The sequence below is a fragment of the Sphingomonas psychrotolerans genome (genome assembly GCF_002796605.1).
GTDB classification, from domain to species: domain Bacteria; phylum Pseudomonadota; class Alphaproteobacteria; order Sphingomonadales; family Sphingomonadaceae; genus Sphingomonas; species Sphingomonas psychrotolerans.
On record NZ_CP024923.1, the window covers coordinates 4,047,456 to 4,065,359 of the forward strand.

At 66.5% G+C, this 17,904-nt stretch carries 25 protein-coding genes; 9 read left to right on the top strand and 16 right to left on the bottom strand.

All coding sequences use genetic code 11. The features are described from left to right. Window positions 1–25: 25 nt before the first annotated feature. From hisF to hisB, 5 genes are all read right to left on the bottom strand, one after another. Window positions 26–784, bottom strand: a complete 759-nt coding sequence (hisF, locus tag CVN68_RS18445; protein WP_100283490.1) for an imidazole glycerol phosphate synthase subunit HisF — start codon at window positions 782–784, stop codon at window positions 26–28. A 184-nt stretch (window positions 785–968) separates the two neighbouring features. Further along, entirely contained in the window at window positions 969–1,715 is a 747-nt protein-coding gene (gene hisA, locus CVN68_RS18455) for a 1-(5-phosphoribosyl)-5-[(5-phosphoribosylamino)methylideneamino]imidazole-4-carboxamide isomerase (RefSeq protein WP_100283491.1), read from the bottom strand. Continuing rightward, window positions 1,703–2,305, bottom strand: coding sequence for an imidazole glycerol phosphate synthase subunit HisH (gene hisH, locus CVN68_RS18460; RefSeq protein ID WP_100283492.1), 603 nt, complete (start codon window positions 2,303–2,305; stop codon window positions 1,703–1,705). The genes hisA and hisH overlap by 13 nt, the downstream gene beginning before the upstream one ends. Continuing rightward, entirely contained in the window at window positions 2,302–2,586 is a 285-nt protein-coding gene (locus CVN68_RS18465) for a YciI family protein (protein WP_100283493.1), read from the bottom strand. Before CVN68_RS18465 ends, hisH begins: the two co-directional genes overlap by 4 nt. Continuing rightward, window positions 2,586–3,173, bottom strand: a complete 588-nt coding sequence (gene hisB / locus CVN68_RS18470; protein ID WP_100283494.1) for an imidazoleglycerol-phosphate dehydratase HisB — start codon at window positions 3,171–3,173, stop codon at window positions 2,586–2,588. Before hisB ends, CVN68_RS18465 begins: the two co-directional genes overlap by 1 nt. 100 nt (window positions 3,174–3,273) lie before the next feature. On the opposite strand from hisB, the gene CVN68_RS18475 reads away from it, so the two are divergent. Both CVN68_RS18475 and fumC read left to right on the top strand, forming a co-directional pair. Continuing rightward, complete coding sequence (locus CVN68_RS18475) at window positions 3,274–3,756, top strand: SspB family protein (protein WP_100283495.1); 483 nt, start codon at window positions 3,274–3,276, stop codon at window positions 3,754–3,756. Between the two features lie 98 nt (window positions 3,757–3,854). Further along, window positions 3,855–5,243 carry a class II fumarate hydratase gene (gene fumC, locus CVN68_RS18480; protein ID WP_100283496.1) on the top strand — a complete coding sequence of 463 codons (1,389 nt, stop codon included), beginning with the start codon at window positions 3,855–3,857 and terminating at the stop codon, window positions 5,241–5,243. 46 nt (window positions 5,244–5,289) lie between these two features. Here the strand turns inward: fumC and CVN68_RS23725 are convergent, their stop codons facing one another. Continuing rightward, entirely contained in the window at window positions 5,290–5,517 is a 228-nt protein-coding gene (locus tag CVN68_RS23725) for a hypothetical protein (RefSeq protein ID WP_199560128.1), read from the bottom strand. A 179-nt stretch (window positions 5,518–5,696) separates the two neighbouring features. On the opposite strand from CVN68_RS23725, the gene CVN68_RS18490 reads away from it, so the two are divergent. The 3 genes from CVN68_RS18490 to gmk are packed head-to-tail and all read left to right on the top strand — an operon-like array spanning window position 5,697 to window position 6,775. Beyond that, window positions 5,697–5,888 carry a hypothetical protein gene (locus tag CVN68_RS18490; RefSeq protein ID WP_100283497.1) on the top strand — a complete coding sequence of 64 codons (192 nt, stop codon included), beginning with the start codon at window positions 5,697–5,699 and terminating at the stop codon, window positions 5,886–5,888. Further along, the gene (locus CVN68_RS18495) at window positions 5,885–6,088 is read left to right on the top strand and encodes a hypothetical protein (protein ID WP_100283498.1); all 204 of its coding nucleotides are present in this window, start codon (window positions 5,885–5,887) and stop codon (window positions 6,086–6,088) included. The genes CVN68_RS18490 and CVN68_RS18495 overlap by 4 nt, the downstream gene beginning before the upstream one ends. Window positions 6,089–6,124: 36 nt before the next feature. After that, the gene (gene gmk / locus CVN68_RS18500) at window positions 6,125–6,775 is read left to right on the top strand and encodes a guanylate kinase (RefSeq protein WP_100283499.1); all 651 of its coding nucleotides are present in this window, start codon (window positions 6,125–6,127) and stop codon (window positions 6,773–6,775) included. Window positions 6,776–7,282: 507 nt separating this feature from the next. Here gmk and CVN68_RS18505 read toward each other — a convergent pair. The 8 genes from CVN68_RS18505 to CVN68_RS18540 form a co-directional block, all read right to left on the bottom strand. Further along, window positions 7,283–8,272: a glycosyl hydrolase family 28-related protein gene (locus CVN68_RS18505; RefSeq protein WP_100283500.1), complete on the bottom strand. Its 990-nt coding sequence runs from the start codon at window positions 8,270–8,272 to the stop codon at window positions 7,283–7,285. A 112-nt stretch (window positions 8,273–8,384) separates the two neighbouring features. Beyond that, entirely contained in the window at window positions 8,385–9,065 is a 681-nt protein-coding gene (locus CVN68_RS18510; protein ID WP_100283501.1) for an ATP12 family chaperone protein, read from the bottom strand. Then, window positions 9,062–9,289 (bottom strand): hypothetical protein, encoded by a 228-nt coding sequence (locus CVN68_RS18515; RefSeq protein ID WP_233503424.1) that lies wholly within the window; start codon window positions 9,287–9,289, stop codon window positions 9,062–9,064. The genes CVN68_RS18510 and CVN68_RS18515 overlap by 4 nt, the downstream gene beginning before the upstream one ends. After that, a complete protein-coding gene (locus CVN68_RS18520) occupies window positions 9,286–9,945 on the bottom strand; it encodes an HAD-IA family hydrolase (RefSeq protein ID WP_100283502.1) in 660 nt (219 codons plus the stop codon). Before CVN68_RS18520 ends, CVN68_RS18515 begins: the two co-directional genes overlap by 4 nt. Then, window positions 9,942–10,340, bottom strand: a complete 399-nt coding sequence (locus CVN68_RS18525; protein ID WP_158298953.1) for a hypothetical protein — start codon at window positions 10,338–10,340, stop codon at window positions 9,942–9,944. The genes CVN68_RS18520 and CVN68_RS18525 overlap by 4 nt, the downstream gene beginning before the upstream one ends. After that, window positions 10,341–11,435, bottom strand: coding sequence for an RluA family pseudouridine synthase (locus CVN68_RS18530; protein ID WP_100283504.1), 1,095 nt, complete (start codon window positions 11,433–11,435; stop codon window positions 10,341–10,343). After that, window positions 11,432–11,809, bottom strand: a complete 378-nt coding sequence (crcB, locus tag CVN68_RS18535) for a fluoride efflux transporter CrcB (RefSeq protein WP_100283505.1) — start codon at window positions 11,807–11,809, stop codon at window positions 11,432–11,434. The genes CVN68_RS18530 and crcB overlap by 4 nt, the downstream gene beginning before the upstream one ends. 58 nt (window positions 11,810–11,867) lie before the next feature. Continuing rightward, entirely contained in the window at window positions 11,868–12,605 is a 738-nt protein-coding gene (locus CVN68_RS18540; RefSeq protein WP_100283506.1) for a hypothetical protein, read from the bottom strand. Between the two features lie 115 nt (window positions 12,606–12,720). On the opposite strand from CVN68_RS18540, the gene CVN68_RS18545 reads away from it, so the two are divergent. Next, window positions 12,721–12,948: a hypothetical protein gene (locus CVN68_RS18545; RefSeq protein ID WP_100283507.1), complete on the top strand. Its 228-nt coding sequence runs from the start codon at window positions 12,721–12,723 to the stop codon at window positions 12,946–12,948. A gap of 60 nt (window positions 12,949–13,008) precedes the next feature. Here CVN68_RS18545 and CVN68_RS18550 read toward each other — a convergent pair whose 3' ends face one another. Both CVN68_RS18550 and CVN68_RS18555 read right to left on the bottom strand, forming a co-directional pair. After that, window positions 13,009–13,560 carry a glycine zipper 2TM domain-containing protein gene (locus CVN68_RS18550; RefSeq protein ID WP_100283508.1) on the bottom strand — a complete coding sequence of 184 codons (552 nt, stop codon included), beginning with the start codon at window positions 13,558–13,560 and terminating at the stop codon, window positions 13,009–13,011. A gap of 106 nt (window positions 13,561–13,666) precedes the next feature. Next, window positions 13,667–14,491, bottom strand: a complete 825-nt coding sequence (locus tag CVN68_RS18555; RefSeq protein ID WP_100283509.1) for a pirin family protein — start codon at window positions 14,489–14,491, stop codon at window positions 13,667–13,669. Window positions 14,492–14,650: 159 nt separating this feature from the next. Here CVN68_RS18555 and CVN68_RS18560 point away from each other — a divergent pair, with 159 nt between their 5' ends. The 3 genes from CVN68_RS18560 (at window position 14,651) to CVN68_RS18570 (ending at window position 17,868) form a co-directional block, all read left to right on the top strand. Continuing rightward, window positions 14,651–15,460 carry an outer membrane protein assembly factor BamD gene (locus CVN68_RS18560; protein WP_100283510.1) on the top strand — a complete coding sequence of 270 codons (810 nt, stop codon included), beginning with the start codon at window positions 14,651–14,653 and terminating at the stop codon, window positions 15,458–15,460. Between the two features lie 160 nt (window positions 15,461–15,620). Beyond that, entirely contained in the window at window positions 15,621–17,282 is a 1,662-nt protein-coding gene (recN, locus tag CVN68_RS18565; protein ID WP_100283511.1) for a DNA repair protein RecN, read from the top strand. A 220-nt stretch (window positions 17,283–17,502) separates the two neighbouring features. Continuing rightward, window positions 17,503–17,868 carry a hypothetical protein gene (locus CVN68_RS18570; protein WP_100283512.1) on the top strand — a complete coding sequence of 122 codons (366 nt, stop codon included), beginning with the start codon at window positions 17,503–17,505 and terminating at the stop codon, window positions 17,866–17,868. Window positions 17,869–17,904 lie beyond the last annotated feature (36 nt).

Here is a 17,904-nt window from a genome sequence, read left to right on the forward strand (position 1 = left end):
CTCCTGCTTTCGCAGGAGCACTGGTTCACTTGCGAACCGGAATCCCCGCCGCCGCCAGCGCGGCGTGCGCCTCCGCAATGCTGGCCTCGCCAAAATGGAAGATCGATGCGGCGAGCACCGCCGAGGCGTGGCCGTCGCGGATGCCGGCGACGAGGTGCTGGAGATTGCCCACGCCGCCCGATGCCACCACGGGCACCGTCACCTGATCGGCGATCGTGCGGATCAGGTCGAGGTCATAGCCATCGCGCGTGCCGTCGCGGTCCATCGAGGTGACGAGCAATTCGCCCGCGCCGAGCTCCGCGAGCCGAAGCGCGTGCGCAACCGCATCGATCCCCGTCGCGCGCCGCCCGCCATGGGTGAACACTTCCCAGCGCTCGCCAACGCGCCGCGCGTCGACCGAGGCCACGACGCACTGGCTGCCCATCCGCTCGGCGATCTCGGCGACGACTTCGGGATGCGACACCGCGGCCGAATTGACCGCGACCTTGTCGGCGCCGGCGAGCAGCAATGCACGTGCATCCTCGACGCCGCGCACGCCGCCGCCGACGGTGAGCGGCATGAAGCACACCTCGGCGGTGCGGCGGACGACGTCGAGGATCGTTCCGCGCGCCTCGTGGCTGGCAGTGATGTCGAGGAAGCAGAGCTCGTCGGCGCCGGCGGCGTCATAGGCGCGCGCCTGCTCGACCGGATCGCCGGCGTCGATCAGGTCGACGAAATTGACGCCTTTCACCACGCGGCCGTTCGCCACGTCGAGGCAGGGGATCACGCGGGCGCGGACGGTCAAATTCCCCTCCCGCTTGCGAGCGCCGGGTCGGCTATGCCCCCGGCATGGCCTGAACGATGCGGGGCATCGTTCACCCGGCACTGGGTGAGGGGAGGGGAGCGCCGCGAGGGCGCCGGCATGTGGCCAGCCCCTCCCCCGCCCCCTCCCGCGAGCGGGAGGGGAGCGATCGTGGCGACGGCTTCCCTCATGCCTTGGCCACCGCGATTGCTTCGGCGAGGTCGAGGCGCCCGTCATACAGCGCGCGACCGGTGATGACGCCCTCGATTCCGTCGGTCACATGGCCTTTCAGCGCGTGGATGTCGCCGATGTCGGTCACGCCGCCGCTGCCGATCACCGGTATCGACGCCGCGCGCGCCAGCACCACGGTCGCCTCGACATTGCATCCCTTGAGCAGACCGTCGCGGCCGACATCGGTGAACAGCAATGCGGCCACCCCGGCATCCTCGAACCGGCGCGCGAGATCGACCACCGATACGTCCGAGACGTCGGCCCAGCCGTGCGTCGCGACCATGCCATCGCGGGCGTCGACCGCCACGACGATCCGGCCGGGATTGTCACGCGCCGCGGCCCGGACCAGTTCGGGATTCTCCAGCGCCGCAGTGCCGATCACCACGCGCGCGACGCCGAGATCGAGCCAGCGATCGATCGATTCGCGATTGCGGATGCCGCCGCCGAGCTGGATCTTGCCACCGAACCGCTCGAGGACTGCCGCCACTGCCGCGCCGTTGACCGATTCGCCCGCGAAGGCGCCATCGAGATCGACGACGTGGAGCCATTCGGCGCCGGCCTGCGCGAAGATCTCGGCCTGCGCCGCGGGATCGTCGCCATAGATGGTGGCACGGTCCATATCGCCTTCGGCGAGCCGGACGACCTGCCCGGCCTTGAGATCGATGGCGGGGAAGACGATCAGGCCAGAAGCTACGGCTTCCATTTTAGGAACCTCTCCAGCAGCGCAATGCCGTAGCGCTGGCTCTTTTCGGGGTGGAACTGGACGCCGGCCATATTGTCGCGACCGATCGCCGCGGTGACCTGGCCGCCATGCTCGGTAGTGGCGAGAACATGCTCGCCCTCGAAGGCGAAGCTGTGGAGAAAATAGGCTTCGCCAGGCTCAATCAACGGGTGAGCGCCGACGGGGATCACATCGTTCCAGCCCATATGGGGTACGCGCACATCGGGGGAGGGCGGCAAATGCCGCACTACGCCCGGGATCCAGCCGAGCCCGTCATGGGTGCCGAGCTCCTCGCCGCGACGCGCCATCAGCTGCATGCCGACGCACACGCCGAGGAAGGGTGTGGCCTGGGTCAGCACGCGTTGCTCGAGCGCGGCGATCATCCCGTCGACTTCGCGCAGGCCCCGGGCGCAGGCACCGAACGCGCCGACGCCAGGCAGCACGATGCGATCGGCCTTCGCCACCACGTCCGGGTCGGCGGTGATCACCAGCCCCTCGGCGCCTGCCGCCTTCAGCGCATTGTGAACCGAGTGGAGATTGCCCGCGCCGTAATCGATCAGCGCAACGCTCATCCCGCCAGCGCTTCCAGCCCCGGCGCGGTCATCGTCGGGGTGAATTCGGTGAGGGTGTAATCGGCGATGTCGTGGACCGCGAACGGATCCTGCGCGAGCAGCGCCTCTGCGGCCGCGCGAGTCGCGCGGAGCAACAGCACGCCGCCGGTCGGCGGCGTCTGGCGGCCCGAGGCAAGCATCGTGCCGTCGGCATAGCGCGCGCGAAGCCATTCGATATGCGCGGCGCGGTGAAGGTCGACCGTCTCGAGCGGTGCCTTATAGGCCAGGATTGCGACGATCATCACAGCACTCCCTTGGTACTCGGGATCGCGTCCGCCTTACGCGGATCGATCTCGACTGCCTCGCGCAGCGCCCGGGCGAGACCCTTGAACGCGGCTTCGGCGATATGGTGGTTGTTGCTGCCGTACAAAGTCTCGACGTGGAGCGTCACGCCCGCGGTCTGCGCGAAGCTGTGGAACCAGTGCTCGAACATCTCGGTGTCCATCTCGCCGAGGCGTTTCTGGCTGAACGCGGTCTTCCAGACGAGGAAGGGGCGCCCCGAAATGTCGATCGCCACGCGCGCCAGCGTCTCGTCCATCGGCGAGAGCGCATCGGCGTAGCGGCGGATGCCCTTCTTGTCGCCAAGAGCCCTGGCCACGGCTTCGCCGATCGCGAGCCCGGTGTCCTCGACGGTGTGGTGCTGGTCGATATGCAAGTCGCCGACGGTCTTCACCTCCATGTCGATCAGCGAGTGGCGGCTGAGCTGCTCGAGCATGTGATCGAAGAAGCCGATGCCCGTCGACACGGCAAAGGCGCCGGTGCCGTCGAGGTTGAGGGTGACGTCGACCGAGGTCTCGCTGGTCTTGCGGCTGATCGTGGCGGTTCGCATGGCGCCCCCATAGCGCCCACTCGCTCCCAAGCAAAATAGGCTTGCTTGGGGCCAAGCAGCATACGCTTGACCCGCGGGCGTGAAGCGCTACCCAAGGTCCATGACCGGTACCGTGCCCGATAGCCTGATTCCCTATGACGAGATCGTCCAGGAGGCGCTGCGTGCCGTGGTGGGGCGCGTGCTCGGCTCGGTCGCGGCGACTCAGGCGCTGCCCGGCGCGCATCATTTCTACATCACCTTCAAGACGCATGCGCCCGGAGTCGACATCCCGCAGCGGCTGATCGAGCGGTTTCCGGACGAAATGACGATCGTCCTCCAGCACCGCTTCTGGGACCTCAGGGTCGACGACGAGAAATTCTCGGTCGGGCTGAGCTTCAACCAGGTGCCGGCGATGCTCAACATCCCGTTCTCGGCGATCACCGGCTTCCACGATCCGGCGGTCAATTTCGAGCTGCGCTTCCAGGCGCAGGACGTGCCCGAAGGCCCCGAGCCGCACGAAGAGGCCGAGAATGACGGCCCGACGGTGACTCCGGCCGACGACGGCTCGAACGTCGTCTCGGTGGACTTCAAGCGGAAGAAATAGCTAAGGGACCGTCATCCCGGCGCACGCCGGGATCTCATGCCACAAAGGTTGCGTCAGCGGCCTGAGACCCCGGCCTTCGCCGGGGTGACGGAGGAAGAATGACTACCCGCACCGAAACCGACTCGATCGGCGCCATCGAAGTCCCTGCCGACGCCTATTGGGGCGCGCAGACACAGCGCTCGATCAAGAATTTCCCGTTCGGCGAGATGGAGCGGATGCCGATCGGCATTGTCCATGCGCAAGCAATCGTGAAGCAGGCCGCGGCGCGGGTGAATCGCAAGCATGGCATGGACGGCGGCATCGCCGACGCGATCGAGGCGGCCGCGCAGGAAATCGTCGACGGCAAGCTCGACGACCAGTTCCCGCTGGTGATCTGGCAGACCGGCAGCGGCACCCAGACCAACATGAACGTCAACGAAGTCATCGCCGGCCGCGCCAACGACGTGCTGGCGGGGACGCGCGGCGGCAAATCGCCGGTGCATCCCAACGATCACGTCAATATGAGCCAGTCGTCGAACGACAGCTTCCCGACCGCGCTCCATGTCGCCGCGGTCCGCGCGACGCAGGGCGCGCTGATCCCGGCGCTCGACCGGCTGACCGCTTCGCTGGTCACCAAGGCCGAGGGCTGGGACCACATCATCAAGATCGGCCGCACCCATACCCAGGACGCCACCCCGCTGACGCTCGGCCAGGAATTCTCGGGCTATGCCGCACAGCTGATCAGCTGCAAGGCGCGGATCGAAGGCGCGCTCAATGGAAACCTGCGCAAGCTCGCGATCGGCGGCACTGCCGTCGGCACCGGGCTCAATGCGCCCGAGGGCTGGGCCGAGGACATGTCGGCGGCGATCTCGGATATCGCCGGCACGAACTTCGAGCCAGCGCCGAACAAGTTCGAGCAGCTGGCTGCCAAGGACGGGCTGGTCTTCTTCTCGGGCGCGCTCAATACGCTCGCCGTCGCGCTCAACAAGATCGCCAACGACATCCGCTTGCTGGGCTCGGGTCCGCGCTCGGGGCTCGGCGAATTGTCGCTGCCCGCCAACGAGCCGGGCAGCTCGATCATGCCGGGCAAGGTCAATCCCACCCAGTGTGAATCGCTGACGATGGTCGCGGCGCAGGTGATCGGCAACAACCAGGCGGTCACCGTCGGCGGCATGCAGGGGCATTTCGAGCTCAATGTGTTCATGCCGCTGATCGGGGCGAACGTGCTGCGCTCGATCCATCTGCTGTCGGTCGGCATGACCAGCTTTGCCGAGCGCTGCGTCGACGGGATCGAGGCGAACGAGAAGCAGATCGCCGATCTGGTCGGCCGCTCGCTGATGCTGGTGACTGCGCTCGCCCCGGCGATCGGCTATGACAATGCCGCCAAGATCGCCAAGAACGCCCATGAAAAGGGCCTGACGCTCAAGGAGAGCGGGCTGGCGCTCGGGCTGGTCGACGAAGCGACCTTCGACCAATATGTCCGGCCGGAGACGATGGTCGGGCGTTGATCCCCGACGGCGATTGACTGCATCCGGGTGTGCGCCCGGATGCGGATCACTGCCGGAATTTGACCCCGGGGGTCGTCGTGGGACGGGGCTTCGGACGGCTGGGGGCCGGGCCTTGGGGACCCGCCTCGTTGATCGACTTTCCGGCAGGCGTGCCCGGCGTGTCGGTCGGCGTCGCGGTCGGCGTGGGCTGCGGCGCGTCCGGGCGTTGCTGTGCGACGGGGGCGGTCTGCGGAAGCGCGAACGCAGCTATCGCCAGAGCGAAGACCTGCAGCATGTGTAATTCCTCCCCGATTGATTTTTGTCTTGCCCGAGAAAAGGCGCGTTCGGCTGAACGGTAACTTAATCGCTGCCTGGCGGACAGAAGCGGCGACCGGCCCTCCGCTTACGCTTGCAGGAGCGGAACAAGCATCGGATTTAACCGCTTACTTCCCGAAACCAATCCGGGAGTCTCGCATGATCGGCAACGCAATCGCCGCCTTTATCGGCAACAGGATAGACGCCAGCGACGGCGAGGGCGGCACGCTCGGCGCGGTGGCCGGGGTGGCGGCGTGGAAGGTCGCCAAGAATGTCGTCCCCGCCTTGCTGGTATTCGGCGCGCTCGCGTACGGCGTCCACCGCTTCGCCAGTTCGGAGACGGCGATATGATCCGCAACCTGATCGGGGCGTTCATCGGCAATCGCATCGACCGGCGCGACGGCCGGGGCGGCGTCAAGGGCGCGGCGATTGGCTATGTCGCGCAGCGCGCGATCACCCGGATGGGCACGCCGGGGCTGCTGCTCGCCGGCGGCTACGGCCTGTATCGCTTCGCCAGGGATCGCCGCAGGCGACGCAACGAGCGCGTCTGACTTGACGGGGGCCGAGTCCGCACGCCAGTAGCGCCCATGCCCCACCGCACCGAGAACGATCCGCATAAATTCCGCCGCCGCGGCGTCCTTTTCGTGCTGTCCTCGCCCTCGGGCGCGGGCAAGTCGACGATTGCCCGGAAACTACTCAAGGCGGATCCGTTCCTCGAAATGTCGGTATCCTACACCACCCGGCCGATCCGCCCGGGCGAGGAAGACGGCGTCGACTATCATTTCATCGACCTCGAGAAATTCCGCGAGATGGTGGCGAACAACGAGTTCCTCGAATGGGCGCACGTCTTCGACCATCGCTATGGCACCCCGCGCGACGGCGTGAACAAGATCCTCGCCTCGGGCCGCGACGTGCTGTTCGACATCGACTGGCAGGGCGCGCAGCAATTGTTCCAGCTCGCCGGCGGCGATGTCGTCCGGGTGTTCATCCTGCCGCCGTCGCTCAAGGAATTGCACGAACGGCTGCTCCGCCGCGCGACCGATCCGGTCGAAGTGATCGACGCGCGGATGGCGCGGGCGACCAACGAAGTCAGCCACTGGGACGGCTATGACTATGTGCTGGTCAACGACGAAGTCGAGGAATGCTTCGAGTCGGTCCACACGATCCTGCAGGCGGAGCGGCTGCGCCGCTCGCGCCAGACCGGGCTGATCGGGTTTATCCGCGGGCTGATGAAATAGGGTTGCCGGATCGTCGCCGAGGCGGGAGCGCAGTCAAGCGCGTGCTGCTTGACTCGAAAGCGGGTTTTTGCGGGTTGCTTGACTCGGTAACGCGCTGATTTAAAATAATAAAAACTTGAGCGTGGTTGACTCGGCACGGGCCAACGCGCCCGTAACGCCACGCTGACGCGACACCCACGCTACAGCGACACGCCACCCGCGCGGCATACACGCGACAGCTTGGCGGCTCTGACGCGACACAAGCGCGCCGGTTGATTCGGTATCGGGAAGGGGAGCGATGCGACGATAACAAGGAGCGGCGATCTAGTCGCCGGATATAGGTAGCGCATCGCGGACGATGTTCAAGGTTTGTTCTTTTTAATCGCGCGCGAGGGCGCCCGAGTGTGGCGGGAGCCTAAGGGCTTCCCCATGCCATCGACTAGCGGACATTCGCGTAGATCATGCCTGCCGTGCGCGGCGACTCATCGAGCCGCCGCGCCAACTTTCGCTACCTCATAAGGTCTCGAACTATCGCAAATCCTTCGTGCGAACGCCGTTGTTCGTAAGCGTCCCGCCGATGAACGTCCCAGGCATGATGACATTGTCGGCCGAGGTTGCATTGATCTGCACGTTGCCGGCGAGCCTGCCTCCCGCGATAACGTTGTGATCCGTAGCGATGATGTAGACAGAGAGTGGAACTGCTCCGTCCACCAGTTCGCCATTCAACTGACCAGATCGCACTTCGTTATGGCCACCCTGGAAAGCGGGCATAAGCCGGGGGACCGCCTCAAATATGACCGCATAGCGCGACTTCTCATCGTAGGGGGTGTCGATGACACCGTTGAGAACCGTCTCGAAACTGATACCGCGACCGCTGGTCTCGCCATTCTCTTCCAAATCTGGCCGCAAGACGTACGGTTGCTGACTCTCATAAAACGCCAGCCCGCCGAACTTATTTCGATAGGCGCGGGGCCGGATTACCTCGTTGGCGATGCAGCCGACGATGACCGGTTGCGGAGCGCCTGCATAAGTCTTCGAGAACGCCTGCTCGCGATAGCCCCAACCGCCGTTGTCCTCGAGGACGCAATCCTCCGTCTTCACTGCGACAGAGCCGAATATGGCGATGCCATCGCCACCGCAGCCTGTGATTTTCAGTCGCCGAAAACGCGATTGGGGGGCACACTGTGCAATGATTCCGTGCACGTCGGCCCCTTCGATCCACAGATCTTCGATCTGAACGCCGATCAAGTTGTTGACCGAATTGTCGTATGACAAGAACAGGCCGTAGGCTGCCCCGTCGCACTTGATCGTGGCGCTCGACCCAAAGAGCCTAAGATAATTCTGCTTAACGTATAGTGGTTGCGTAATACGATAGACGCCTTCCCCGAAGTCAATATTAACAACGGTTGTAGATTGACTTACGCCGATAGAACCAAATTGATTCAATAAACTCTGAATAGCAAATGTATCGTCGGCCACCCCATCACCGACTGCGCCGTGGTCTTTTACCTTGAACATGCTCACCTCCGTTGCTGGAGATAAGGCTAGACAAATTGCTTTCCTACATGTCAACGATTCGTTCGCTAAATGTTCTTAGCCGCGGCGAGGCGAACACCGCAGGCCTTTCCAATTAGAGCAGCCCCAGGAACCGTACCCCCGCGTCGAAATCCACCCGCCGCGCCTCGCGCGCCTGGACCGCCAGCGTGTCCTCGCCCCAGCGTTCGGCCTGCCAATCCTCGTCGATATGCGCGGCCTGCCACACCGCTTCGGGGGTGGCCGCATCCTCGATCAGGGCCAGCGCGGCGACCAGCGAGCCGCTGATCGTCACCACCGGCGACAATGCCGCGAGCCGGAACGCGTCGAGCGCCGCGACGGCTTCGCCCAGCCGCGCGACCGTCGCCTCGGGCTGGGCATGATGCATCACCCCGGCGGTCGGCTCGAAATGCACGTCGTAGCGCCCGCGCGCCCAGTCGAGCAAAGGGTCCCAGGCGGCGGCCTGGCGGTCGACCAGGGCGGCCGGCTCCTCGGCACGGTAATAGAGCAAGTCGCTCTCGCCGTAAGCGGCCAGCCCGGCGGCGAAAGCGGCGGGGTCGGGCGCCACATGGTCGATCGCGGCGTTGGCGAGCCCGGTCAGCGGCATCGCGCGCGGATCGAGCGTGTCGCCCACCGCGCGCCATTCCTCGGCGATCGCTTCGGCGAGTGCGCGCGTCGGCACGGTCAGCGTGGCGCGGCCGGGCGTGCGCACCGGCCGGGTGTCGAGCGCGATGCCGTTGCCCGGCTCGACCGTCACGTCTTTCCAGAAACGTCTCACGGCTGCGGGGTTCGCCAGCGCCGCGCCATCGCGCGGGGCACGACTGCCATGACGTACAATGCCGAGAGCAGGATCGCGCCGCCCAGCACGCTGCCTTCCCAGCTGTTCGAGCGCCCGGCGACGAGCAGCCCGAGCACCGCGCCGGCGGTGGCGAGCAGATTGACTCCGGCGATCATGAAATAGCGATTGCGCGCAAGGCGATCGGCGTCCGTCATGTCGGTCATAGGGCCTCCAGCTGGGCGGGCAGCGCCGACGCATGCGCGACGACATGGTGCGCGCCCGACTCGAGCAATTCATGCATGGTGTGATAGCCCCATGCAACACCTACTGCATGCGTGCCCGCCGCGCGCGCCATCCTGATGTCGAAGCTGGTGTCGCCGATCATCGCGGTGGTTTCGGGCGCGGCGCCGGCCTCGGCCATCGCCGTCTCGATCATGGAGGGGTGCGGCTTGGAGGGGTGGCGATCGGCGGTCTGCAGCGTGACGAAGCGGTGAGCGAGCCCGTGATGCTCGAGGATGTGCTTCAGCCCGCGATCGGATTTGCCGGTCGCCACGCCGAGCAGCCAGCCGCCCGCATCGAGCGTCTCGATCGCTTCGGCGATTCCATCGAACAACGGCTCCGGATCGAGCGCCCCGCTGGCGCGCATCGCGAAGAAGGCGCGCTTGTAATCCTCGGCCATCGTCTCGTGCTGCCCCGCCTCGGCCTGCGGAAGCAATTGCGCGATGGCGGGAACGAGGCTCAGCCCGACGATCCGCCGGATCGCCGCGCGCGGCGGCGGATCCAGCCGCGAGACGGCGAAGCATTCCTCCATCGCGCGGCAGATATTGGCCTGGCTGTCGACGAGCGTGCCGTCGCAATCGAAGATCGCGAGGCGGTTCATCGGAGACGCTCGATGACGAGCCCGACGTCGCTGCATCGGCCGAGTGAGATTTCGCCGGCGTGGAGCGGCGGTTCGACGCGGACTTTTCCGGTAATCGTTATCGTCGAGCCATCGCGTCGCAAGAGCTGCTCACGAAACGCGCCTGCGTTCCAGAGCGTGATGCAGGCGGGTGCCGCTTCGGGCGTATAGTCACGATACGATGCCTGCGATTGCCACACGCCTCGCGCGTCGTCCCCATACCGAAGGAAACCACGGACTTCGATGCGCTGGCCATCATTGGCAGAGAAGGCGGACAGGACATCGATCGGCTTCGTGGCGCCGTGCGCTACACAGCCCGTCAATGCGGGAGCGGCGAGAGCCAGACCCAACCACGGCCGCTTCTCTCTGGCGCGCATCTAGTCCTTCTGGCCCCTGCCGCGCCGCTCGCCGCGGCGCTCCTTGCGCACCGATTTGGCGTGCGCGCGACCCTGCGCCTTTTTCTGCTCGCGGCTCATCGGCGGCCGATCGTCGAGCGCATTGGTGTTGCCCAGACTGAGGTCGAAGCCGAGCGTGTGCATCGATTCGGCGAAATGCTTGGGCAATTCGGCCGTGACGTCGATCTTGTCGCCATCGGGATGATCGATGCGGATGCGGCGGGCGTGGAGATGCATCTTGCGGGAGATGCCGCCGGTCAGGAACGCTTCCTGCAGCCCGTATTTGCCGTCGCCGACGATCGGGTGGCCGATCGCCGCCATGTGGACGCGGAGCTGGTGGGTGCGTCCGGTGAGCGGCTGGAGCTCGACCCACGCGGTGCGGTTGCCCGCCTGTTCGATCACGCGGTAGCGGGTGCGGCTCGGCGCGCCTTCCTTGGTGTCGACCTGCATCTTCTCGCCGCCGGTGCCCGGCTGCTTGCCGATCGGCAGCTCGATCAGGCCGTCCTCGATCTCGGGCACGCCGACGACCAGCGCCCAATAGAGCTTGCGCGCGCTTCGCCCCGAGAAGTGCTTGGAGAAGAAAGCGGCGGCGCGCGACGTGCGGGCGAGCAGCAGCGCGCCCGAGGTATCCTTGTCGAGCCGGTGGACGAGCTTGGGCCGGCCTTCGGCCTCGAACTGGAGCGCGTCGAGCAGCCCGTCGACATGCTCCGTCGTCTTGGTGCCGCCCTGCGTCGCGAGGCCGGGGGGCTTGTTGAGCACGATCGCCTGCGCGTCCTGATGGATCACCATCTCGCGGATGAACGCGGTCTGCTCGTCGCTGAGCGGCGGGCGGTCCGATTTGGGCTTGGCGGGCCCTGCCTTGACCGGCTCGGCCGGGGGCACCCGGATCGTCTGTCCCGCCGCGATGCGGTCGCCCGGATCGGCGCGCGCACCGTCGACGCGCAGCTGGCCGGTGCGCGCCCAGCGCGAGACGATGTTGAAGCTCGATTCGTCGGGCAGATGCCGCTTGAACCAGCGATCGAGACGGATGCCGTCGTCGTCTGCGCCGACGATGAACTGGCGGACGTCGTTGCTCATGCCACTGCCCTTGCCATGCCGAGGCCCAGTGCGAGCGCTACGACCGAACCGACCACCGAGGCGAGCACATAGCCGAGCGCCACGCCCCAATCGCCGCGCTCCAGCATCAGCATCACGTCGAGTGAAAAGGCCGAGAAAGTGGTGAATCCGCCGAGCACGCCGACGCCGAGCAACAGCCGCCATTGCTCGCCCTGCGCGCCGAAGCGGACGAGGCCGCCGGCGAGCAGGCCCATTGCGAGCCCGCCGATCAGGTTCACGGCGAGCGTGCCCCACGGAAAGTTCGGGCCGAGCAGGTCGAGCGTCGCCCGCCCGACGAGATGTCGGGCGCCGGCGCCGAACGCGCCGCCGAGCATGACTAGAAGAAGTGAAGGCATATCGCGCCGGTAGCGCGGTTTGCTCTTCAGGGGAACCGCGCTGTTCGTGTGCGCCGGATCAGATGCCGTTATTGGCGACCAGATCCACGTCGGTGCCGCCGTCCTTGCGCCTGGTCAGGAACAGCACATAGGCGCCGTCGTCGCGGCTCCGCGTACCGCCGAGGACATGCTGTGCGCCGTCGCGCTGATGCTCCGAACTGTAGCCGGCACGGGTGGCCCTGGTGTAATACCAGTCGAGCAGCGCGTCGATCGACTGGGCGGCCGAGAAGCTGACCACGCGCAATGCGCAATTGCCGCCTTGGGCGCCTGCCGCTTCGGTCACCCGTGCTTGCGGATAGAGCGGCAGATCGGCGGGAAGCCGCTGCGCCCAGGCGGCCGAATATTTGAGCGCGCCGGCGCAGCCCTTGATCCGGGGGTTCTTCTGCCGCGCCGCGATCCCGCCGAGAGTCACTGCCTCGCGCGCTGCCGCGCATTCGGGGCAATCCTTGCCGGCGACGGGGGCGGGGGCCTTGATCAGGCCGGCGGTGTCGACCTTCTCGCCGTTGGTGGCGACTCCGTCGGCTGGGACGCCTCCCGAATAAGGCTGGGAAGGCGGGCGGATCGCATCGCCATTGGCCTGGCGGCCGAGCTGGGGGTCGACCATGATCTGGTCCTGCAGCGCGGTGGTGACCGCCGGGTCGGCGGCGTTGCCGAGTTCCGCATCGCTCATCATGTTGTTGGCATTGTCGGGCCCGCCGCAGCCGGCCAGCGCCAGCGGCAGGAAGACGAACAGGATGAAACCGAGGGTGCGGACCATGCGCAAGACGCTCCTTTGAACGTCGAGGTCATGCCGCAGCAAGGTTAAGGAACCCTTTGGAGATACCGATGCGCTTTAGCTTGCCAACACACCCTCGAGGCACCATATTCGCCGAATGCTGAACATCGTCTCCATCCTGATCGGTTTGTTCGCGGGGCTCTTCGCGCTGGTCGGAGTGATCCCGTTCCCGCTGGTGCCGCTGCTCAACTGGGTCGCATTTCCGCTCGCCCTGGTCGGCACGGTGATCGGGATGCTGTCGAGCAGCAATTCCGGGCGCAACCTCAACCTGCTGATCCTCGCGATCAGCGGGATCAGGCTGTTCCTCACCGGCGGGCTGATCTAGCCCAACGAAAAGGCCCGACGCCGAAGCGCCGGGCCCCTCTCGCCTGCGTGGCAGAGACGTTTAGCGGCAGCGCACGTTGCCGCGGTCGACCGACGACCCCAGCGCCGCACCTGCGGCTGCGCCGAGCAGGGTGCCGAGCGTCGCATTACGGCCGTTCGACAGGGTGTTGCCCAGCAGACCACCGGCGACACCGCCGACGATCAGGCCGGTCGTGCCGTCCGAGCGGCGGCAATAATAGCGGCCGTCATTGCCGCGATAGACGCGGTCGTTCCGGCTCAGGCGGCGCTCCTGATAATAGCTGCCGTCGCGATAATATTGATCGGCATAATAGGCGTTCTGGCCGCGGGGCAGGCGGTTGTAGTCATAGTTGCGATACTGGCGCCAATCGCGGCTGTCGCGGCGATATTCGCGCTGGGCCTGCTGCATTTCGCGGCGGCATTCGCGCATCTCGCGATTATATTCGCGGCGACTTTCGGCACGGCGCAGTTCGCGATTACAGTCGCGCTGCGCGTCGCGGATATTCTCGCGATATTCCTGGCGCGGGGTCTGCGCCATCGCCGGCAGTGCCGGGAGCGCAACCGCGGCGATCGCGGCGGCAAATAGGATACGCATGGATTTGCTCCTGTTCTATTCGGATGCAAACCCAACGTGCCGGATCGTCGCGAAGTTGCGTGAATGTCAAACTACGTCATGTTCATCTGCCGGCCATGACGCGGCTTCAGATGCGGCTGCTGCCCGGATAGGCGAAAAGCAGGTCGCTGCCCGCCTCGACATGGAGTTCGCATTCGCCGGCCAGCGTGAGGCATTCGCCGGCGTGGAAAGCGACGCCGTCCACCACGCCTTGGCCCGCCAGCGCCACCAGCCAGCCGGTCACGCCCTCCGGAAGCGTGAACGTGCGCCGCCCGCCTTCCCAGCGCTCGAGCACGAATTTGGGGCCCTCGACGAGGATCGTGCGATCCTCGGCCACTTTGCCGGGCATCGGATGCGGCACATAAGGCGTCGCATCCGAGACGGCGACGCCGTCTTCCAGATGCAGCTCGCGCGGGCGGCCATAATCGTAGAGCCGATACGTCGTCTCGCTGTTCTGCTGCACCTCGACCAAAGTGATCCCGGCGCCGATCGCATGGACGGTGCCCGAGGCCGAGTAGAAGAAGTCCCCCGCTTTGACCGGCTTCCAGTCGAGCAGATCCTCGATCGATCCGTCGAGCGCGGCGGCGCGCAGTGTATCGCGATCGACGGGCTGCTTCGTGCCCAGCGCGATCGTCGAATCGGGCTCGGCGTCGAGGATCACCCAGCATTCGTCCTTGCCGCGCGGCAGACCCTTGGCCCGGGCCTGTTCGTCATTCGGGTGCACCTGCACCGACAGCTTCTCGCTGGTGAAGAGATATTTGATCAGCAGGTCGGGCGTGTCGTTGCCCGGAGTCTTGAACCAGATCTCGCCGACGGGATCCTGATCGGGCGCCGGATCTGCGAAGCCGGGCCACAATGTGTGGCGTCCCCACGGTTTTTCGACACGATGCGTGGCGAGAAGCGTCGCAGTCACTAAAATTCCTCCGGTTCGGATGCGCAATGATTGTGCAACGCACCAATGCCGTCAACCGATCCGCTGCGCCAGTGCAATCACCGGTGCGAACCCGGCCGCCACAAAGCCGCCGCGAAAAGGATTGTTTGACGCCACCACGCTGGGCTAAGACCCCCGTCGATGCGTATTCCAATTACCCGCGCGCTTGCGCTCGCCCTCGTTCCGGTGCTCGCCTTCTCGGTCGCAGGTTGCGCCAAGCAGGGCGCTCGCTCCGACCTTCCTTATGTCGCGCGCGACGTCGGCACGCTGTACAGCGCCGGCAAGGAGCGGCTCGACCAGCGCCAGTACAAGCTGGCCGCCGCCCTGTTCGACGAAGTCGAGCGCCAGCATCCCTATTCGGTATGGGCGCGGCGCGCGCAGCTGATGGGGGCGTTCAGTTACTATCTGAACCAGGATTATTCGCAGGCGATCGCTTCGTCGCAGCGGTTCCTCGCGGTCCATCCGGGCAATCGCGACGCGCCTTACGCTTATTATCTGATCGCGCTCAGCTATTACGAGCAGGTCGCCGACGTGACCCGGGACCAGAAGATCACTCAGCAGGCGCTCGATTCGCTTGGCGAGCTGACTCGCCGCTATCCCAACACCCGCTATGCCGCCGATGCGCGGCTCAAGATCGATCTCGTCCGCGACCATCTCGCCGGCAAGGAAATGGAGATCGGCCGCTTCTACGAGGGCCGCGGCCAGTGGATCTCCGCGACGATGCGCTTCCGCAACGTCGTCGAAAACTATCAGATGACCACGCACGTGCCCGAGGCGCTGCTGCGGCTGACCGAAAGCTATCTGTCGCTCGGCATGCCGAGCGAGGCGCAGAAGGCGGCAGCGGTACTCGGCGCCAATTATCCGGGCACCGACTGGTACAAGCGGGCCTACGACCTGATGCAGGACAATCAGGACAAGCTCGCCAAGGCACAGACTCCCGCCGCGAGCTGAGAGCTATTGCGCGTTACCGAAAACACCCGGCATCCCGGCGACAGCCGGGATCTCGGGCCGCATGCGCCTTCGCCTGAGATCCCCGCTTTCGCCGGGATGACGGCAGGGGTGAAAGCGATGACTTCCGTTCCTCCTCCGTTCCTGCAATAAGCCGCCCCGCATGCTGACGGCGCTCTCCATCCGCGACGTGGTGCTGATCGAGGCGCTCGACCTCGAATTCGGCACGGGACTGGGCGTGCTGACCGGCGAGACCGGCGCAGGCAAGTCGATCCTGCTCGATGCTTTGGGGCTGGCGCTCGGCGCCCGCGGCGAAAGCGGGCTGGTGCGTCAGGGCGCCGCCCAGGCCGTCGTCACCGCCAGCTTCGAGACGCCGGCGCAGGACGGGGCGATCGCCAATCTGATGGCGCAGAACGGCCTCGAACTCGAACCCGGCGAGCCTCTGCTCGTCCGCCGCATCGTCAAGTCCGACGGCGGCAGCCGCGCCTTCGTCAACGATCAGCCGGCATCGGCGGGGCTGCTCCGCGAACTCGCCCCGCATCTCGTCGAGATTCACGGCCAGCACGACGATCGCGGCCTGCTCAATCCGCGTGGGCATCGCACTTTGCTCGACACGTTCGGCCGACTCGATGCCGGACCGATCGCCGTGGCGCATCGCACCTGGCGTGAGGCCGAGGACGCGCTCGCGGTGGCGCGCGCCGAACAGGACGTCGCCGAGCGCGACCGCGAATGGCTCGCCCATGCGGTGACCGAGCTTCGCGCGCTCGCGCCCGAAGCGGGCGAGGAAGCGCTTCTCGCCGGCCGCCGCGCCACCATGCAGCGCGGCGAGAAGGTCGCGGGCGAGCTCCAGTCGGTGGCCCAACTGCTCGAAGGCTCGGAAGGCGGGCTTAGCCAGCTCCGCCAGGCGGCGCGCATCCTCGAACGGATCGCCGACAGTCATGAGGCGCTGGCCGAGGCGCTCGCCGCGATCGACCGGGCGATCACCGACGGCGCCGACGCGCAGGACCGCATCGATGCGGCGGCGGGGGCGCTCGCTTTCGATCCCGCTGCGCTCGAAGCGGACGAGACCCGGCTGTTCGAGTTGCGTGCGCTCGCGCGCAAGCACCGCGTTCAGCCCGATGAATTGCCCGCACTGCTCGACGCGCTGTCGGCCCGGCTCGACCGGGTCGAGAGTGGCGGGGCCGGGATCGCCCGGCTCGAACTCGCCGTCGAGGAAGCGCATCGCGTCTATCGCGATGCGGCACGCGCGCTATCGGAGGCTCGCGCGCAGGCCGCTACGCGTCTCGATGTCGCGGTCGAGGCCGAGCTCAAGCCGCTCAAGCTCGATGCTGCGCGTTTCCGCACTGTGGTCGAGCCGCTCGAGGAGAGCGCGTGGTCGCCGGCGGGGATGGACCGGGTCGAGTTTGCGGTCTCGACCAATCCGGGCGCGCCGTTCGCGCCGCTGATCAAGATCGCCAGCGGCGGCGAATTGTCGCGCTTCATCCTCGCGCTCAAGGTCGCGCTGGCCGAGGAAGGCGGCGCCGGTACGCTGATCTTCGACGAGATCGATCGGGGCGTCGGCGGCGCGGTGGCGAGCGCGATCGGCGATCGGCTCGCACGGCTCGCCTCGACCGCGCAGGTCCTCGTCGTGACGCACAGCCCGCAGGTGGCGGCGCGGGGCGCCCAGCATCTGCTGATCGCCAAGAGCCATGACGGCCTCGTCACTCGCACCGGCGTCACTCCGCTCGACTCCGGCCAGCGCCGCGAGGAGATTGCGCGGATGCTCTCGGGCGCCGAGATCACTCCCGAGGCGCGCGCGCAGGCCGAACGGCTGCTCGCGGCCTAGGTGCAATCGACATTCCGTAATCTTCCCCTGGCGGGGGAGGATTGGATCGTCCTGCGCCGTTGAAGGTCGATACGCCCTGGTTTCTGAACCCCCGTTCAGCCTCGCGCCGGCTCTGCGACAAATCGCGACACAATAGGACGAGCCCTGGGACACTCCCGCGACAGCGGCGTTCGATAACGCCCTTCGACCGCAGCGCGGTCCCGTTTCAAAGGAGAGTACCATGAAGAAGTTCTCGCTCATGCTCGCCGGCCTCGGCATCGCCGCCGCGGCTGTTCCCGCCACCGCCATTGCCGCTCCGGCGCCGCACGCCGCGAGCTATCAGGCCGGCTGGCAGAACATCAATGCGCGCCAGGCACGGCTCGAGGCGCGCATCAATCAGGGTATCCGCTCGGGTGCGCTGAGCCGCCGGGAAGCGACGCGGCTCAAGATGCAGTTCCGCGAGCTCAGCCGGCTCGAGGCGCGCTATCGCGCCAGCCGCCCGGGCCTGACCCTCGCCGAGCGCCGCGATCTCGATCGCCGCTTCGACGCGCTCTCGGCGCGGATCCAGATCGAAAAGCATGACCGCAATGGCCGCCGCGGCCACTGAAGCCGGCTGACGGTTGATCAAGACGGGCTCCGCCAG

What these genes read in the sequence shown, in the direction of transcription:
- hisA (WP_100283491.1), bottom strand. Translation starts at nt 1,715, where the DNA reads ATGGAAGCCGTAGCTTCTGGCCTGATCGTCTTCCCCGCCATCGATCTC.
- hisH (WP_100283492.1), bottom strand. Translation starts at nt 2,305, where the DNA reads ATGAGCGTTGCGCTGATCGATTACGGCGCGGGCAATCTCCACTCGGTT.
- CVN68_RS18465 (WP_100283493.1), bottom strand. Translation starts at nt 2,586, where the DNA reads ATGATCGTCGCAATCCTGGCCTATAAGGCACCGCTCGAGACGGTCGAC.
- hisB (WP_100283494.1), bottom strand. Translation starts at nt 3,173, where the DNA reads ATGCGAACCGCCACGATCAGCCGCAAGACCAGCGAGACCTCGGTCGAC.
- CVN68_RS18475 (WP_100283495.1), top strand. Translation starts at nt 3,274, where the DNA reads ATGACCGGTACCGTGCCCGATAGCCTGATTCCCTATGACGAGATCGTC.
- fumC (WP_100283496.1), top strand. Translation starts at nt 3,855, where the DNA reads ATGACTACCCGCACCGAAACCGACTCGATCGGCGCCATCGAAGTCCCT.
- CVN68_RS23725 (WP_199560128.1), bottom strand. Translation starts at nt 5,517, where the DNA reads ATGCTGCAGGTCTTCGCTCTGGCGATAGCTGCGTTCGCGCTTCCGCAG.
- CVN68_RS18490 (WP_100283497.1), top strand. Translation starts at nt 5,697, where the DNA reads ATGATCGGCAACGCAATCGCCGCCTTTATCGGCAACAGGATAGACGCC.
- CVN68_RS18495 (WP_100283498.1), top strand. Translation starts at nt 5,885, where the DNA reads ATGATCCGCAACCTGATCGGGGCGTTCATCGGCAATCGCATCGACCGG.
- gmk (WP_100283499.1), top strand. Translation starts at nt 6,125, where the DNA reads ATGCCCCACCGCACCGAGAACGATCCGCATAAATTCCGCCGCCGCGGC.
- CVN68_RS18505 (WP_100283500.1), bottom strand. Translation starts at nt 8,272, where the DNA reads ATGTTCAAGGTAAAAGACCACGGCGCAGTCGGTGATGGGGTGGCCGAC.
- CVN68_RS18515 (WP_233503424.1), bottom strand. Translation starts at nt 9,289, where the DNA reads ATGACCGACATGACGGACGCCGATCGCCTTGCGCGCAATCGCTATTTC.
- CVN68_RS18520 (WP_100283502.1), bottom strand. Translation starts at nt 9,945, where the DNA reads ATGAACCGCCTCGCGATCTTCGATTGCGACGGCACGCTCGTCGACAGC.
- CVN68_RS18525 (WP_158298953.1), bottom strand. Translation starts at nt 10,340, where the DNA reads ATGCGCGCCAGAGAGAAGCGGCCGTGGTTGGGTCTGGCTCTCGCCGCT.
- CVN68_RS18530 (WP_100283504.1), bottom strand. Translation starts at nt 11,435, where the DNA reads ATGAGCAACGACGTCCGCCAGTTCATCGTCGGCGCAGACGACGACGGC.
- crcB (WP_100283505.1), bottom strand. Translation starts at nt 11,809, where the DNA reads ATGCCTTCACTTCTTCTAGTCATGCTCGGCGGCGCGTTCGGCGCCGGC.
- CVN68_RS18540 (WP_100283506.1), bottom strand. Translation starts at nt 12,605, where the DNA reads ATGGTCCGCACCCTCGGTTTCATCCTGTTCGTCTTCCTGCCGCTGGCG.
- CVN68_RS18545 (WP_100283507.1), top strand. Translation starts at nt 12,721, where the DNA reads ATGCTGAACATCGTCTCCATCCTGATCGGTTTGTTCGCGGGGCTCTTC.
- CVN68_RS18550 (WP_100283508.1), bottom strand. Translation starts at nt 13,560, where the DNA reads ATGCGTATCCTATTTGCCGCCGCGATCGCCGCGGTTGCGCTCCCGGCA.
- CVN68_RS18560 (WP_100283510.1), top strand. Translation starts at nt 14,651, where the DNA reads ATGCGTATTCCAATTACCCGCGCGCTTGCGCTCGCCCTCGTTCCGGTG.
- recN (WP_100283511.1), top strand. Translation starts at nt 15,621, where the DNA reads ATGCTGACGGCGCTCTCCATCCGCGACGTGGTGCTGATCGAGGCGCTC.
- CVN68_RS18570 (WP_100283512.1), top strand. Translation starts at nt 17,503, where the DNA reads ATGAAGAAGTTCTCGCTCATGCTCGCCGGCCTCGGCATCGCCGCCGCG.